At 39.8% G+C, this 15,556-nt stretch carries 16 protein-coding genes; all 16 read left to right on the top strand.

Translation table 11 applies throughout. The annotated features are described in order from the left end of the window. Nucleotides 1–92 precede the first annotated feature (92 nt). The 16 genes from codY (at nucleotide 93) to BLP54_RS02020 (ending at nucleotide 15,549) form a co-directional block, all read left to right on the top strand. The gene (gene codY, locus BLP54_RS01945; RefSeq protein ID WP_090162189.1) at nucleotides 93–869 is read left to right on the top strand and encodes a GTP-sensing pleiotropic transcriptional regulator CodY; all 777 of its coding nucleotides are present in this window, start codon (nucleotides 93–95) and stop codon (nucleotides 867–869) included. Between the two features lie 278 nt (nucleotides 870–1,147). Continuing rightward, complete coding sequence (flgB, locus tag BLP54_RS01950) at nucleotides 1,148–1,546, top strand: flagellar basal body rod protein FlgB (RefSeq protein ID WP_090166224.1); 399 nt, start codon at nucleotides 1,148–1,150, stop codon at nucleotides 1,544–1,546. 22 nt (nucleotides 1,547–1,568) lie between these two features. Beyond that, nucleotides 1,569–2,024: a flagellar basal body rod protein FlgC gene (gene flgC, locus BLP54_RS01955; protein WP_090166225.1), complete on the top strand. Its 456-nt coding sequence runs from the start codon at nucleotides 1,569–1,571 to the stop codon at nucleotides 2,022–2,024. 29 nt (nucleotides 2,025–2,053) lie between these two features. After that, nucleotides 2,054–2,359 carry a flagellar hook-basal body complex protein FliE gene (gene fliE, locus BLP54_RS01960; protein ID WP_242870605.1) on the top strand — a complete coding sequence of 102 codons (306 nt, stop codon included), beginning with the start codon at nucleotides 2,054–2,056 and terminating at the stop codon, nucleotides 2,357–2,359. A gap of 178 nt (nucleotides 2,360–2,537) precedes the next feature. Further along, complete coding sequence (locus BLP54_RS01965; protein ID WP_090166229.1) at nucleotides 2,538–4,151, top strand: flagellar M-ring protein FliF C-terminal domain-containing protein; 1,614 nt, start codon at nucleotides 2,538–2,540, stop codon at nucleotides 4,149–4,151. A 4-nt stretch (nucleotides 4,152–4,155) separates the two neighbouring features. Then, nucleotides 4,156–5,163, top strand: a complete 1,008-nt coding sequence (gene fliG / locus BLP54_RS01970) for a flagellar motor switch protein FliG (RefSeq protein ID WP_028246924.1) — start codon at nucleotides 4,156–4,158, stop codon at nucleotides 5,161–5,163. Beyond that, nucleotides 5,147–6,055 carry a FliH/SctL family protein gene (locus tag BLP54_RS01975; RefSeq protein ID WP_090166231.1) on the top strand — a complete coding sequence of 303 codons (909 nt, stop codon included), beginning with the start codon at nucleotides 5,147–5,149 and terminating at the stop codon, nucleotides 6,053–6,055. Before fliG ends, BLP54_RS01975 begins: the two co-directional genes overlap by 17 nt. 26 nt (nucleotides 6,056–6,081) lie before the next feature. Then, nucleotides 6,082–7,374: a flagellar protein export ATPase FliI gene (gene fliI, locus BLP54_RS01980; RefSeq protein WP_090166755.1), complete on the top strand. Its 1,293-nt coding sequence runs from the start codon at nucleotides 6,082–6,084 to the stop codon at nucleotides 7,372–7,374. An 11-nt stretch (nucleotides 7,375–7,385) separates the two neighbouring features. Continuing rightward, a complete protein-coding gene (fliJ, locus tag BLP54_RS01985; RefSeq protein WP_090166233.1) occupies nucleotides 7,386–7,841 on the top strand; it encodes a flagellar export protein FliJ in 456 nt (151 codons plus the stop codon). A 3-nt stretch (nucleotides 7,842–7,844) separates the two neighbouring features. Continuing rightward, nucleotides 7,845–8,738 (top strand): MotE family protein, encoded by an 894-nt coding sequence (locus BLP54_RS01990; RefSeq protein WP_090166235.1) that lies wholly within the window; start codon nucleotides 7,845–7,847, stop codon nucleotides 8,736–8,738. A 57-nt stretch (nucleotides 8,739–8,795) separates the two neighbouring features. After that, nucleotides 8,796–10,271, top strand: a complete 1,476-nt coding sequence (locus tag BLP54_RS01995) for a flagellar hook-length control protein FliK (RefSeq protein ID WP_090166238.1) — start codon at nucleotides 8,796–8,798, stop codon at nucleotides 10,269–10,271. 31 nt (nucleotides 10,272–10,302) lie between these two features. After that, nucleotides 10,303–11,166: a flagellar hook assembly protein FlgD gene (locus tag BLP54_RS02000; RefSeq protein ID WP_090166240.1), complete on the top strand. Its 864-nt coding sequence runs from the start codon at nucleotides 10,303–10,305 to the stop codon at nucleotides 11,164–11,166. 14 nt (nucleotides 11,167–11,180) lie between these two features. Continuing rightward, on the top strand, nucleotides 11,181–11,582 hold the full coding sequence (locus BLP54_RS02005; RefSeq protein ID WP_090166242.1) for a TIGR02530 family flagellar biosynthesis protein: 402 nt from the start codon (nucleotides 11,181–11,183) through the stop codon (nucleotides 11,580–11,582). Nucleotides 11,583–11,674: 92 nt separating this feature from the next. Further along, a complete protein-coding gene (locus BLP54_RS02010) occupies nucleotides 11,675–13,495 on the top strand; it encodes a flagellar hook protein FlgE (RefSeq protein WP_090166244.1) in 1,821 nt (606 codons plus the stop codon). A gap of 270 nt (nucleotides 13,496–13,765) precedes the next feature. Continuing rightward, complete coding sequence (locus BLP54_RS02015) at nucleotides 13,766–14,563, top strand: motility protein A (protein WP_090166246.1); 798 nt, start codon at nucleotides 13,766–13,768, stop codon at nucleotides 14,561–14,563. Beyond that, nucleotides 14,563–15,549, top strand: coding sequence for an OmpA/MotB family protein (locus tag BLP54_RS02020; protein ID WP_090166248.1), 987 nt, complete (start codon nucleotides 14,563–14,565; stop codon nucleotides 15,547–15,549). Before BLP54_RS02015 ends, BLP54_RS02020 begins: the two co-directional genes overlap by 1 nt. Nucleotides 15,550–15,556 lie beyond the last annotated feature (7 nt).

Genomic DNA, 15,556 nt, shown 5'->3' on the forward strand with positions numbered 1-15,556 from the left:
TTTGAACAATTCAGATTTGACTTTAGAAGTCAGGGGAAACAGATGCTTATGAAAGGTTTGCATTTTGTTTTATTTAGGAGGAATATATTTAAATGAGTGTACAGTTATTAGACAAGACTAGAAAGATTGGAAAGCTTCTTCATAACAACAATTCTTCAAAGGTTGTTTTTAATGATATCTGTTCTGTATTGACAGAGATTCTTGATTCTTCTGTACTTGTTATTTCTAAGAAGGGTAAGGTTCTTGGTCTATCTCACCTTCCAAACACAACAGAAATCGGTGAGCTTATTGTTGATGAAGTTGGTGGTTTCATTGATCCACTTTTAAATGAGAGATTACTTTCTATTCTTTCAACTAAGGAAAATGTAAATCTTAAAACTCTTGGCTTTGAAAAGTCTGATATTGATATGTATTCTGCAATTATCGCTCCTATTGATATTGCTGGAGAGCGTCTTGGAACACTTTTCGTTTACAGATTCGACAAGCAGTACGATATCGACGATATCATTCTTACAGAGTATGGTACAACAGTAGTTGGTCTTGAGATGATGCGTTCGGTTAACGAAGAGTCAGCTGAGGAGAATCGTAAGCTCCAGGTAGTTAAGAGTGCTATTTCAACACTTTCTTACTCAGAGCTTGAAGCAATCATTCACATCTTTGATGAATTAGATGGTAACGAAGGGGTGTTGGTTGCATCAAAAATTGCCGATAGAGTAGGTATAACAAGATCAGTTATCGTTAATGCTCTTCGTAAGTTTGAGTCAGCAGGTGTTATCGAGTCTCGTTCATCAGGTATGAAGGGTACATACATTAAGGTTCTCAACGATGTAGTATTTGATGAGCTTGAGGAAATCAAGAAAAACAAATAATTAATAATTCATTAGCTTCATATAAAATGGATTTGTGTTTTAAAAGGACTTAGAGATATCTTTAAGTCCTTTTTTGTATATTTAGTTATATTACACAACTTTTACACAATAATGTATTATCATAAATAATATTCTAATAACTAGAGTTACAAACTTGATAATTACACTACTAATTGTGCTTAATATTGACGATATACACAATATAGTGTAAAAGGTGTTTGAAATTTCAGAAAACTTTCAATATAATGAAGTTAAAGTAATCTAGGAGGTGTGTAGGTATGATTATGTCAGATGCTTTTTCTTACGTAAATGCGCTTGATTGTGCTGCCGACGCTAGCTGGCGTAGACAGACTCTTATCCTGAATAATTTAGCTAACGAAGATACTCCTGGATATAAGAGAAAAGATATAGAATTTGCAAGTGTCTTGAAAAAGGAATTGTTGGGAACCCATGAAAGGACTCTGGACAGAGCTGTTAATAAGCTTGATGATAATGGCAACCATGTTGATGGCTTTGAGTACACTGATTATGAGAACTTCTCTTACAGACTGGATGGAAATAATGTAGATCCAGACACTGAGAATGTTGAGCTTGCATCAGAAACACTTCGCTATCAGGCGTACACCACAAGTATATCAAACGAATTCGAAAGATTTTCAATTGTTTGTAACAAGTAGTATGTTTGATTAGGAGGTGCCTATGGGATTATTTCAACCTTTTGATATCTGTGCTACAGGAATGACCGCTCAGCGATTTCGTATGGATATTATTGCTGAGAATATTGCAAATGTAAGTACGACAAGAACTGAGAATGGCGGTCCTTACAGAAGAAAAATAGTTACCTTCAAAGAGAAGGAGTATCATGCTGGAATTCCAAGTTTTAGGAATATCTTAAATGAAAAGACCATGCACTATTATGGCAATGGCGTAAAGGTTAGCAAGGTATCTGAAGACACTGAAACAGATTTTATTATGGAATACGACCCATCTCATCCAGACGCAGATGAGAATGGTTATGTTAGATACCCTAATGTTAATACAGTTACAGAGATGACAAATCTTATTGATGCAAGCCGTTCCTATGAAGCAAATGTAACAGCTTTTAATGCTATTAAATCTATGGCAGGATATGGAATTCAGATTGGTCAGCGATAATTGATTGTAGTAGATAACGGGGGATGCATATGGATATTTCGTCACTTCAGAGTTTATATGGTGGCACACCTGTTAAGGATACAAGAACGCCTAAGGTGGACGCCACAACTGGTTTCCAGAGTATGCTGGATTCAGTTATGAATTTATTAGAGGATACAAATTCTCTGCAAAAGCAGGCAAATAAAGCGCAGGTGGCATTTCAGCTAGGAGAAACTGATAACACCCACGATTTAATGATTGCAGAAAAGAAGGCAAACACTGCATTGCAGTACACTGTAGCTGTTAGAGATCGAATCTTAGAATCTTATCAGCAAATTATGCAGATGCAAGTATAGCATGCTTTTTTTAACAGCTTGCCTGTTATAAAAAAGTATGCTCAAGAAGTGCCCCATTCGCGGAGCGAATTATAATGGCACTTTTTCCTTGGAAGAATAGGTGCTTTAGCACCGAGAGATTATTATGGTGATTTTGGAGAATGGTATTTTGGTTGCATATATGTAGGGGAGAGAGTCTATGCCAGAACAAATTCAGGCTATTCTTAATCGATTTCTTGAGTGGTGGAGAAAGTTTACGAAACGGCAGCAGGTATTGATTATTTCAATCACTGCTGTTGTTATTGTGTCTTTTGCTATTTTAGCCTTTGTTATCACAAGGCCTACCATGATGCAGCTGGTAGTATGCGAGGATGGTAAACAGGCCGCCGCTGTTAAAGAGCTACTGGAGAACGAAAAGATTAACTATGAGACATCTCCAGATGGCTTTACGTTCTATATTGACGAGAAGGATGAAGGTCGTGCTAACGTTCTTCTTGGTTCCAATGAAATCCCGACATCTAAATATTCTGTAGATAATGTTTTTGACGGTGGCTTTTCAGCCACTGAAGCAGACAAACAGAAGAAATATAAAAAGTATCTAGAAGAGCAGTTTGCTACTGATCTCGAAGCCTTCGAAATGATTGATAAGGCAAGGGTTACTCTAAATATTCCTGAGGATGATGGTACCCTTATAGCACAAAATCAGCCTGGATGGTCTTCTGTAATTCTTACCTTAAATTCGCCTATTACAGATGAAACAATTGAAGGTTTAGCCAGACATTTGGCTACAAACCTAGCGAACGAAACAACTGATAATATCACAATCATGGATACAGAGGGTAATCTGTTGTTCCCAAATGCCAAGGCAGGTACAGCAGGGGCATCTGCTTCTGCTAATCAGGACGCCAGAGATAAAGCCAGAGAAGAGATTGTAAAACGTGTTCAGACTGTTCTTGAAGGAACAAACCTTTACGATGCTGTTTCTGTTGGTGTTAATCTTTCAATGAGCTTTGATGAAAACAGCTACGTTCATTATGACTATTCAGTTGATGAAGGTCGTACCGAGGGTTATCTTGATTGGGAAAAGGGCTCCAGCTCCAGCTCAACAGGCGGTAGTGGTGGTGTTCCAGGAACAGATTCAAACGATGATGATACTACCTACGTAATCGAGAATGAAAATGTATCATCTGCTTCCACAGAAGATTTTGAGAAGGATTATCTTCCAGATGAGAAGATAACCACTCATAAGGACGAAATCGGAAAGCAAAGCTTAGAGGATTCTTCTATTTCAGTTACCTGTAAGAAATTTGCTATCTACAATGAAGACAAGATGGAGAAGGATGGAACCCTTGAAGAAGCAGGGCAGACCTTTGACGAATTTGTAAAAGCAAATTCAAATCCTGTTCAACAGGAGGTTTCAGATGACATCGTAGAGGTAGTAGCAAGAACAACAGGTTTCCCTACTGCTAACGTTAAGGTTGTGGCATACGAGATTCCAATGTTCCAGTACTCTGAAGGTCCACCTATTTCGGTTTCAGACATTGTTCAGATTGTTCTTGCACTTCTCATCTTCGCAATGCTCGGCTTTGTTGTATTTAGAAGTCTTAAGACTGAAGAAGAGGAGCCTGTGGAACAGGAGCTTACAATTGATGATCTTATTGCTTCTACTGCTCAGGAAGAGGAAGAGGAGCTTGAAGATATTGGATACACAGAGAAATCTGAAGCCCGCATACTTATTGAAAAGTTTGTGGATGAGAAACCGGAGGCTGTTGCTCAGCTTCTGAGAAATTGGCTAAACGAGGATTGGGGATAAGGTTATGGCAACTGAAGACATGAATGGCGTTCAAAAAGCCGCTATACTTTTAATCGCCCTAGGACCAGAGAAATCAGCTCAGATATTTAAGCATCTCAAGGAAGAGGAAATCGAGGAACTTACACTGGAGATTGCCAATACGAGAAGTATTTCTCCTGCGCTCAAGGAAGAGGTTATCGAAGAATTTTATCAGGTATGTCTTGCTCAGCAGTACATCGCAGAAGGTGGTATTGGTTACGCTAAGGAGCTTCTTGAGAAGGCTCTTGGTGATGACCGTGCTCAGGATGTCATTACAAAGCTGACAGCATCATTGCAGGTTCGTCCTTTCGAGTTTATTCGAAAGACAGAGCCTTCTCAGGTGCTGAACTTCATACAGGAGGAGCATCCACAGACAATTGCGATGATTTTGTCTTATCTGTCTGCTGGCCAGGCATCACTTATCATTGGAGCGTTGCCACCAGAAAAGCAGGCTGATGTTGCCAAGCGTATTGCGCTTATGGATAGAACCAGCCCAGAGGTTATAAAAGAGGTCGAGAGAGTTCTCGAGAGAAAGCTTTCATCTCTTATCAATCAGGATTACACTATCGCCGGCGGCGTAGATGCGGTAGTTAATATCCTTAATACAGTTGACCGTGGTACTGAAAAACGTATCATGGAGTCTCTTGAAATTGAAGAGCCAGAGCTTGCTGAGGAAATCAGAAAGAAGATGTTCGTATTCGAGGATATCCTTCTTTTGGACGACAGAGCTATTCAGCGTGTTCTTAGAGACGTTGACAACTCAGATCTTGGCGTTGCACTTAAGGGAGCTAATGATGAGGTTCAGGCCGCAATCTTTAAGAATTTGTCTTCTCGTCTTGCAGCTATGATTAAGGAAGACATGGAATTCATGGGTCCTGTTCGTATGAAGGATGTTGAAGAAGCTCAGCAGAAGATAGTAGGTATTATCAGAAAGCTTGAGGATTCTGCAGAGATTGTAATTTCTAGAGGAGGCGGAGATGAGCTCATTGTCTAGTAACAATGTCATCTATGGGTTTCTTGTGAAACCAAATGAACCAGACGAAGAAACTGGCGAAACAGGTGAACTCGTAATCGATTCCAATGCTTTGGCAAAGGAGCTTATTCTTAAGCAGGAAAAGGCATACAAAGCCAGGCTTTTAGAAGAAGAGCGTGAGCGTCGTTTAGAAGCCATGCGTGAATCAGGCGCTGAAATTCCTGAGGGAGTTGATCCAGATGAATTCTTAGGCTTGGCTGACTCTATCATGCAGGAAGAGGAAGAAGAGCCTGAGGATTTTGGCCCTGCCAGAGAAGAGATTATAGCAGCAGCTCAGGAAGAGGCTCAGAGAATTATAGAGGATGCAAATGCGCAGGCCGAGGAGATTTTAAATGCTGCTCAGCTTAATGCTGATGCTATGCGAAATCTTGCTCGCCAGGATGGAGAAAAAGAGGGCTATAACGAAGGTACACAAAGGGCAGCCCTTGAACTTCAGGAATCACAGAATAATATGCAGGCAGAAATTCAGCGTATTGAAAATGATTATATGCAAAAGCAAATTGATATGTCACATGAAATCGTTGAAATGTGTCTGCCTGTGTTTGAGCATGTATTTGCTGCAGAGCTTTCAGGCAAAAAGGATGTGTTATATCATCTTTTAGACCACTGCATTATGAAAATTGAGCGCACAGGCCAGATGCAAATCAAGGTTAGTGATGCAAATGCAGAATTTTTAAAGGGAAAGAAGGAAGAAATTCAAGGTAAAGTTGGAACTGAAGTGGGACTCGATATAATTGCAGACCCACTTTTGAATGATAGTCAGTGTATTATTGAGACAGATGGCGGTATTTTTGATTGTAGCATTGATACAGAGTTAGATAATCTTATCAGGGAAATTAGAGCCCTAAGCTAGGAGGCACAGTGGACCAGGGATTATTGATGCAGCTGACAGAGAAGGATTACTTTAAATCTCTTGGGAAGGTTGTAAAGGTTGTAGGACTTACAATTGAATCAGTGGGACCAGAGGCTAAGCTTCGCGATTTGTGTGAAATAATCGTGGAGGGCTCTGATCAGCGTATTAAAGCAGAGGTTGTCGGATTCAAAGACAAACGTCTGCTTTTGATGCCTTATGAGAACGTGGAAGGTATAGGCGTTGGATGCATGGTTGAAAACACTGGACATCCCCTTGGTGTTAATGTTGGAGACCAGCTTCTTGGACATCTTGTAGATGGCCTTGGTGTTCCTTCGGATGTGGATGATCTTACAGATTTTGAGAACCTTATAGAGTATCCAGCCGAAGCTGACCCTCCAGATCCTATGGAAAGAGTCATAATCAAAGAGCCATTGTCTCTTGGTGTGAAGGCTGTAGATGGTCTTATTACTGTTGGTAAGGGCCAGAGAATTGGAATTTTTGCAGGCTCAGGTGTAGGTAAATCTACCTTAATGGGTATGTTTGCCAGAAATACAAAGGCTCAGATTAACGTTATTGCTCTTATTGGAGAACGTGGACGTGAGGTTCGTGAATTCGTAGAAAACGACTTAGGTCCAGAAGGTATGGCAAGATCTGTTGTGGTTTGTGCTACTTCAGATAAACCTGCTCTTATTAGAAAAAAGGCAGCCCTTACAGCAACTGCAATAGCTGAATACTTTAGAGACCAGGGCAAAGATGTACTTCTCATGATGGATTCACTTACCCGTTTTTCGATGGCGCAGCGTGAGATAGGATTGGCATCGGGCGAGCCTCCAGTAACAAGAGGATATCCGCCATCAGTATATTCTGAGATGCCACGTCTTTTGGAGCGTGCAGGTAATTCTGCAGTAGGTTCCATCACAGGTCTTTATACTGTCCTTGTAGATGGTGATGATTTCAATGAGCCTATCACTGATACAGCCCGATCTATTTTAGATGGTCACATAGTTCTTAATAGAAAGTTGGCACAAAAAAATCATTATCCTGCTATTGATGTATTGCAGTCCATTTCCAGAGTTATGTCAGCAGTGGCAACACCAGAGCATAAGGCTATTGCAGGCAAGCTGAAAAATGTCCTTGCAACCTATCAGGAAGCAGAGGATTTGATAAATATTGGAGCTTATAAAAATGGCTCAAACAAAGCGATTGATTACGCTATCAAGAAGATTGATGCAGTAAATGAGTTCTTACTTCAGGCTACCCATGATAAGTTTGATTATGACGAGATTATTGGGCAGATGACAGCAATCTTCGATGATTAGAGGTGGTTCTAATGGCAAAATTTGTTTATCGAATGCAAAATATTCTTGAATTAAAACAGAAGATAGAGGAGCAGGAGAAGGCAAATTTTGGTATGGCTACAGCGCGTTTTAATCAGGAACAGGATAAGCTTAGAAAGTTAATGATTAAGCAGGCAGATTATGAAAGACAGCTAAAGGAATTGTCTGTAGGAAATATCGATATAAAAGCCATCAAAACCTGTAAAAGCGCTATTACATCCATGAAGGTAGCGCTTCGAGATCAAATGATCGAGGTTTCTAAGGCGCAAAAGGCAATGGAAAATGCCAGAAAAAAGCTTAATGCAGTTATGATGGAACGAAAAATGCATGAGAAGCTTAGAGAACATGCCTTTGAAGAATTTTTAGATGAGTTAGACCGTGAGGAAAGTAAAATCACGGATGAGTTGGTTAGTTACACGTATTTTAACACAGAAAAAGAGGATGAGTAAGTTATGGCAGATGAAGCACAGGCACCTGAAGAGGTAGCAGCACCAGCACCTGATACTGGTAACGAAAAGGCTGACAAGAAGGCCGAAAAAGAGGCAAAAAAAGAAGCGAAAAAAGCCGAGAAGGAACGCCGTAAAGAAGCCAAAAAGAATGGTGAAGTATTGCCAGAGGATGAGGAACGTCTAGGAATAGGCGGCGGAATCATCATGGCTTTTGTTGTGTTGCTTATCATTATGATTTGGCTGGTTATTTTTGCCTTTTTAGTAAAGATGGATGTTGGTGGATTTGGCTCATCAATTCTATTTCCAGTGCTGAAGGATGTGCCTTATGTTAATCAGATTTTACCAGGTATCGAGGAATATTTGCCTCAGGAGGAAGAAGATAATCCTTATTCACAGTATGATACTGTGGAGAAGGCAATAGAGCGCATAAAAGAGCTTGAAACAGAGATTGAAGAACTAAAAACCAAGGGTAATGAAAATAGTGATTATATAACAGAATTAGAAGCTGCCTCGGCGGAATTGGCAGAGTATAAAGCTAACGAAGCAGCTTTTGAAGAATTAAAAGAAAAATTCTATGAAGAGGTTGTTTTTTCGGATAATGCACCCGATATAAATGAATATAAGACGTATTATGAATCCATCGAGCCAGATAACGCTGCAGCTATCTATAAGCAGGTTATTTCACAGCTCCAGACAGACCAGGAAATCGAAGATTACGTTAAGACTTACACAAGCATGAAGGCAAAAAATGCAGCGGCAATCTTTGATGAGATGAGTGATGATTACGACTTGGTATGTGAAATCCTTCAGGCTATGGATGCAAGTACCCGTTCTAGTATTCTTTCAGCAATGGATGCAAAAAATGCAGCAATACTCACAAAGATGATGGAGCCTTAATCCTAACAATACGTTTTATAGCAACTTGAAAACAGAATATGTGAAAGGAGGGGTTACATGACAAGTAGCAATGTTTCCAATTTGCTGGTTCAGGTAAGTCAGATTGATGTTTCTGTAACATCAGACAAAGCATCGGCTAACGTTGATGCAGGCTTATTTGAAAAGACATTGAAGGGCGTTGCTAACAAAGTCCAAAGTGTAAACTCAGACGTGAATTCTGCACTTCCTGAGAAACAGCCAGATAAAAAGACTGTTTCGGTAGACAGTTCTACAACAAATAAGAAGTCTGTTCAACAGGAAGAAAAACCACTGCCGGAAAAATCAGAGGTAGCAGAAAAAATTGAGGCGGTAGTAGAGGAAGTCAAGGAAATAATAGAAGACCAACTCGATGTGACCGAGGAAGACATCGAGAAGGCAATGGAAAACCTAGGGCTAACCTTTATTGATCTTCTTAATCCACAGAGTCTTGCACAGCTTGTATCAGAACTTACTGGGGAGACGGAGTCAATTACTCTCGTATTAAGTGATGATTTTGCTGAGATTTTGGACAAAGCAACAGATCTTTCAAACCAGCTATTTGAAGAAACGAATAATTCCTTTATTCAGCTTAAAGAACTGGTTTCACAGAACGATTCAACCTTAATCCAGGCGGAGGAAACGATAGAAATAGCTTCTGATGTTGAAGTGCCTGAAGTATCGGATCAGGATAAGGTGATAGATGTGAAGGATACTACTACAGATGATAAACAACCTGTAATTCAGCTTGTACAGGAAGACGTAAAACCTGTTGAAAAACAGGAAGCTCCTGTTGTTGAAGAAGCAACTGCTACAGTAGAGACAGAAAAGGTATTTAAACCTGTAGAAGAAAACACTAATGAGAAGGATAACCAGTCTCAGGGTGAAGAAAAGGAAGAGATGACTCAGAGCACTTTTAAGATGCCTGAGAAAACACACAACCAATCTAACATTGTAAGAGAAGATGGAATTCTTCCACCACAGCAGAACAATCAACTACAGTTTATAGCTGAAGACACAGCGGTTTCACTTCCAACGGGTGAAACAGTAAAGGCAGAAGATATTGTTAGTCAGTTGGTTGAACAGGCGAAGGTAATGACAGATTCAGAATCTACCACCATGGAGATGACCTTGAATCCTGAAGGATTAGGAAAAATTTACCTGGAGGTTACACAGAAGGGTAGCGAAATTACAGCAAAGATTTTTACCGAAAATGACGCTGTAAAGGCAGCTCTTGAAAGTCAGATGGCAGCTCTTAGAACAGAAATGAATCAAAGCTCGACAAAGGTTACTTCTATTGAGGTTTCCGTAGGAACTCATGAGTTCGAAAGAAATCTTGATGAGAATGGACGAGAAGGTTCAAATAATCAGGAGCAGAATTCAGGAAATTCCTCAAGAAGAAATAGCAGAATTGACTTAAATAATCTCGATGAATTAACAGGATTAATGACAGAGGAGGATATTCTGATAGCTCAGATGATGAAGGATAATGGTGGTACCTTAGATTTCATGGCCTAAAAATGGCCGACCCATTGAAAGGAGATATTTGATGGCAGATTCATTATTAGTTGGTGCCGTAAAAAATGGTGAATATACCAAAACACAGGCATCACAGGATGCTGCAAAGGCCAATCAAACTGTTTCTACTTCAAAAACTGAGGAAAAACGTGACACTGGATACAACAAAGATATGTTTTTACAGCTTCTTGTAGCTGAAATGCAGTATCAGGATCCATTACAGCCAAGCGATAATAGTCAGTATGTTGCGCAGCTTGCTTCATTTACTCAGGTAGAAGCAATGCAGTCGCTTCAGCAGAACATGGAGACTATCCAGAGTAACAGTATTGTTGGAAAGATTGTAGCACTTAATATTGATGGACAGGAAGTAACCGGAAAGGTTGATTTTGTTCAAAAGGATGACAAAAAAGGAATGATGCTTTCCGTTGACGGCAAGCTTTATGAAATGTCCAAAATGATATCTGTAGTTGATACAGATTATTACAACGCAAAATACATTGCAAAGCTTCTTACAGATGCAATCAAAAAGCTTCCTGAAGCAGCACAGGTTACTGTTAGGGATGGTGAGGTTATCGGTGAAGCAGCTAGCATTTACAATGCTATGGACGAATATGATCGTAGCTTCGTAGATGAAAAGCTCTTAAAGAAGTATAATGAAGTGCTAGCACAGTATACAAAGCTTATGCAGGCAGATAGTGAAGCTGAAAAGGCTGCAAAGGAAGAGGAGCCTGAGGAAGAAGAAAAGGTTGAGGCAGTTGAAAAAACTGAGGATACTGTAGAACAGGCTGAGGCAGTAGCTGAGAAATCAGCAGATACAACTATTAAGACTGAAGAGACAGACAGCAGCTCAGAAGAGACAGAAGAACTTGATGTAAGCGATGCAACAGAGGTTTAGTTTAGGAGGCATATATGAGTAATTTAAATATTAATCCAAATTTTACCTCCATCGAGAAGGTAGCTGGAACCTATCTCAATCCAGCAGCCGAGTCCAGGCCACTTGGTAATTTAAACGGCGCAAGCTTTGAGGATATTTTTAAGCAGAAGCTTCAAAGTGCATCTGAATTAAAGTTTTCAAAGCATGCAGCACAAAGGCTTGATGACAGAAATATTGAGCTCACGGAGGAGCAATCCCACAGACTGGAAGAAGGAGTCATGAAGGCTTCTGAAAAAGGGATTACTGATTCTCTAGTGTTAGTTGATACTTTAGCTTTTATAGTTAACGTACCAAATCAAACCGTAGTTACGGCTATGGACCAGACTGAATCAGATGAGAACATTTTTACAAATATTGATGGTGCTGTTATAGTTTAGCTGGACCTTATGGAAGCTAAGTCGTGGACTGACAGAAGCGACAAACAGACACCCTCAATTGTTCGTGTATTAGTTGAGGAGGTCATTTAGTTATGATGAGATCACTTTTCTCTGGTGTAGCAGGTCTTAAGACACACCAGACCAAGATGGACGTTATCGGTAATAATATCGCTAACGTTAACACTGTTGCATTCAAATCTTCTGCAACAACTTTCTCTGATATCATGTATCAAACTACACAACAGGCATCCGGTGCAACAGCAACCCGTGGTGGTACTAACGCTAAGCAGATAGGTCTTGGTGTTACTAATGGTGCCACAAAGGTTTCTATTACATCTGCAGGTGCAGCACAGTCTACAGGTGATGCTCTTGATATCAGACTTACAGATGCTAATTCAACAAACTTCTTTATCGTTAACAACGGTTCCCAGAACTTATTTACAAGAGCAGGTTCCTTCTACATTGATGGAAATGGTAACCTTGCTATGACTACAACTGGATACCTTGTAATGGGATGGCAGGTAGACCCTGACGACCCTTCAAACATTATTAAAGATACAGTTTCGGCTCTTAGAGTTATGAGAACTGAAAACCTTACATCTGCACCAGAGGCAACAACTGCCGCAAATTTCGCAGGTGTAATTGATAAGAATGACAGCCAGTTTGAAAGTACTGGTGGTTATGTAAGAACCTTTACACTTTATGATAATCTTGGTTATGCATATACTGCCAAGTTTTCTATTAAGAAAGTTGATGGCACAATGGGTAGATACACTATTGAGCTTACAAATGTTCTGGATCAAGACAACCATGATGTATTAGCTGATTATATTAGCAACGGTGGTAAACTTGAAGACATTTTTGGTACAAATGATATCACCACAAAAGAATACAATTTCTCATCTGCTGTTAAATGGGATGACAATGTAACTAATGTAGATGGTACTTCTACAGGTGGATATGTATTTACAGATTCAAGTGTTTCTCCTGCTGTAAAATATTTAATTGATAAGAATAGTGAGAATCCTCCTTCATTTGTATTAAAGGAACTGGATTCAGACGGTAACCTTACTGGTACATCACTAGCCTATGATGCAAGTAAGCATGGATTCCCATATACAAACGCTGAAGGTGATGAAGTTGTTATTACTTTAACTCAACTTTTGGGTGTCCCTACAAGTGATTTGACAGATATTACAGACGGCGGTGTTGATTTAAACGGTTTTGATCCTTCTACCAAGGCAACTACTTCTCCAGCTATCAAGGTTAGCTTCAATACAGTTAACTATGGTATTCAGTTTGATACACAGGAAGGTACACTGCTTTCGGTAGGTAATGATGGCGGAACAAAATTAATGTTTAATGCACATTTACTTGGACCTAATAGAAGTGATGAAGATCCAATTAATGAGGAACTTCAGAACAATGCCATGTCTGACATTGAAATCGAATTTGCAAGTCTTTTGAACTACGATAACAAGGGCACATCTACCGTTGTTGCAAATCGTGGTATTCCTGATGGTTCTTCAATGAGAGGCGAAGGTAAGAAGCTTGGTACAATGACAGGTCTTTCTGTTCAGAATGATGGTAAGATTTTCGGTTCCTACAGTAATGGTAATACAGTTCTTTTAGGACAGATTGCAGTAGCACAGTTCGCTAATGCATCAGGTCTTGAGGAGAAGGGCGACAACTGTTACGATACAACCCTTAACTCAGGTGAGTTCGATGGTATTGGTATCGATATTTCAGCTGATGGTTCCTCTATGAATACTGGACAGCTGGAAATGGCCAATGTAGACCTTTCAAGTGAGTTTACAGACATGATTACTACACAACGTGGTTTCCAGGCAAATTCACGTATTATCACTGTATCAGATACCATGCTTGAAGAGTTAATCAACCTTAAGAGATAATTTATAGACATATTTTGGAAGAGAGGGCAATAGCCCTCTCTTTCTAAATTTTTTATAAAAATCTGAAAAATTTGTGAATATTCTATATTTAGTGGTTTGGACATAAAAATTACACAATAATATGCGACCATTTTCATAAGAAAAGTAGACAATAATGTACAAATCTAGTAAAATAATCACAAAAGTGTATACCGAGTAATTCTATACAGATTTTTCTGGATTTTCGCATTAGAGGCTAGTTTCTAATATCATTTACAAGGTGGTGAGAGTTTGGATATAGCTTCACTTATCGGCTTAGGACTTGGTGTCGTAATGGTTATTTTCGGTATCGTTTCATCAGGTGGTGTAGCCGCAATGGCAAATTTCATAGACGTTCCATCAGTAATCATTACTATCGGTGGGTCTTTGTCTGCATGTATCACCTGTAATAAGATGCCGGACTTCATTGCTGGTCTTAAGGGTATTGGTATAGCTATAAAAGAACCTCCTGTTGGAAACGCGGCAGACACTATAGGTAACATTATAAACTTGGCTAATATTTCTCGTAAAGAGGGTATTCTTGCTCTTGAAGAGGCGGCTCACAGCATTGAGGATGAGTTCTTAAAAAAAGGAATCAACCTTGTAGTTGATGGTACTGATCCAGAACTTGTTAGAGCTATTCTTGAAACTGATATGAGCTGTCTTGAAGACAGACACAAAAAGGTTATTGCTTTCTATGGTAAATGGGGTGAGATGGGACCTGCCTGGGGAATGATTGGAACCCTTGTTGGTCTTGTAAATATGCTACAGAACCTTTCAGATGCATCCACCATCGGACCTAATATGGCGGTTGCTTTGCTTACAACATTATACGGTTCACTGATTGCCAATTGGTACACTGGTCCAGTTGGAACAAAACTAGGTGTTGATAATGCACTTGAAATTATGATGAAGTCAATAACCGTGGAAGGTCTTCTTTCAATTCAGGCCGGTGAAAACCCACGTGTTATAGAAGAAAAACTTAAATCATTCCTTCCACCTTCTGCTAGAGAAGGCATCGGCAGCGGCGATGGAGGAGGTGAGGGCTAATGGCAAAGAAGCAAAAGCAAGAAGAAGCTCCTGCTGGGTCTCCTGCCTGGATGGCCACTTTCTCCGACTTAATGAATCTGCTACTTTGTTTCTTCGTTTTGCTTTTCTCTATGAGTAGTACTGATACAGCAAAATTCGAGGAAGTAATAGCAAGTATTCAGTCCAGCTTTAGTATTTTCTCTTCCGGTGGTAGTTCCATTGGAGAAGGGCATATGATTTCATCTGGTATTAGCCAGTTGGAAATGTTTGATGATTATTTCAAAAGTGTAACTGATGGCGAGGATGATGATTACGAGCATCAGGGAGCCTCTGATCAGAAAGTAGAAGGCGAACAATCAGAAGATGGGGCAAACACTGAAAACGGTTCCCAGACAGAACCAGGACAAAACCCTGGAGATGCTTCAAGTCAGGAACAAAATGTTTCAGAAAATGAGGCCGAAGCTAAGGATATGTCCGTTGCTCAGGCAAAGAAGGCGTTAGAAAAGGCTGGTGTATCTGAAAGCGAACAAATCGCTGAGGAGATTGAAGAACAGCTCAGACTACATGGTCTTCAGGACCAGGTCGAAGTAGATTTTAATGCCGAGTATGTAATGATTACCATCAATGGTGCATTACTTTTTAACTCAGGTAAAGCTGTCCTTACTGAGGACGCAAATGCAATTATAGATAATTTGTCAAAGATTTTGGCTGATTATACAGATAACATTATAGAGGTTGAGGGTCATACGGATAATGTTCCGATGCACTCAGGAACTTACGAGAACAATGATGTTCTTTCAATGTACAGAGCGTTATATGTTGCTGACAGGATTAGATCAAAGACAAACATTAATCCTGCACATATAAAATCCGCTGGTCGTGGTGAATATGTTCCGATAGCAGATAACAGCACTGCTGAAGGAAGAGCAAGGAACAGAAGAGTAGAAATTAAGATATTTAATAAATATTCATCAGATTTTGGAGCAGACTCCATTGTGAATGAGTAGAAAGGGG

Origin of the sequence: Pseudobutyrivibrio sp. 49, assembly GCF_900100545.1 — a bacterium.
Classification (GTDB): domain Bacteria; phylum Bacillota; class Clostridia; order Lachnospirales; family Lachnospiraceae; genus Pseudobutyrivibrio.

Coding starts and splice junctions, on each gene's coding strand:
- flgB (WP_090166224.1), top strand. CDS start 1,148: ATGATTATGTCAGATGCTTTTTCTTACGTAAATGCGCTTGATTGTGCT.
- fliJ (WP_090166233.1), top strand. CDS start 7,386: ATGGCAAAATTTGTTTATCGAATGCAAAATATTCTTGAATTAAAACAG.
- flgC (WP_090166225.1), top strand. CDS start 1,569: ATGGGATTATTTCAACCTTTTGATATCTGTGCTACAGGAATGACCGCT.
- BLP54_RS02020 (WP_090166248.1), top strand. CDS start 14,563: ATGGCAAAGAAGCAAAAGCAAGAAGAAGCTCCTGCTGGGTCTCCTGCC.
- BLP54_RS01990 (WP_090166235.1), top strand. CDS start 7,845: ATGGCAGATGAAGCACAGGCACCTGAAGAGGTAGCAGCACCAGCACCT.
- BLP54_RS01995 (WP_090166238.1), top strand. CDS start 8,796: ATGACAAGTAGCAATGTTTCCAATTTGCTGGTTCAGGTAAGTCAGATT.
- BLP54_RS02010 (WP_090166244.1), top strand. CDS start 11,675: ATGATGAGATCACTTTTCTCTGGTGTAGCAGGTCTTAAGACACACCAG.
- BLP54_RS01965 (WP_090166229.1), top strand. CDS start 2,538: ATGCCAGAACAAATTCAGGCTATTCTTAATCGATTTCTTGAGTGGTGG.
- codY (WP_090162189.1), top strand. CDS start 93: ATGAGTGTACAGTTATTAGACAAGACTAGAAAGATTGGAAAGCTTCTT.
- fliE (WP_242870605.1), top strand. CDS start 2,054: ATGGATATTTCGTCACTTCAGAGTTTATATGGTGGCACACCTGTTAAG.
- BLP54_RS02000 (WP_090166240.1), top strand. CDS start 10,303: ATGGCAGATTCATTATTAGTTGGTGCCGTAAAAAATGGTGAATATACC.
- fliG (WP_028246924.1), top strand. CDS start 4,156: ATGGCAACTGAAGACATGAATGGCGTTCAAAAAGCCGCTATACTTTTA.
- fliI (WP_090166755.1), top strand. CDS start 6,082: ATGCAGCTGACAGAGAAGGATTACTTTAAATCTCTTGGGAAGGTTGTA.
- BLP54_RS02005 (WP_090166242.1), top strand. CDS start 11,181: ATGAGTAATTTAAATATTAATCCAAATTTTACCTCCATCGAGAAGGTA.
- BLP54_RS01975 (WP_090166231.1), top strand. CDS start 5,147: ATGAGCTCATTGTCTAGTAACAATGTCATCTATGGGTTTCTTGTGAAA.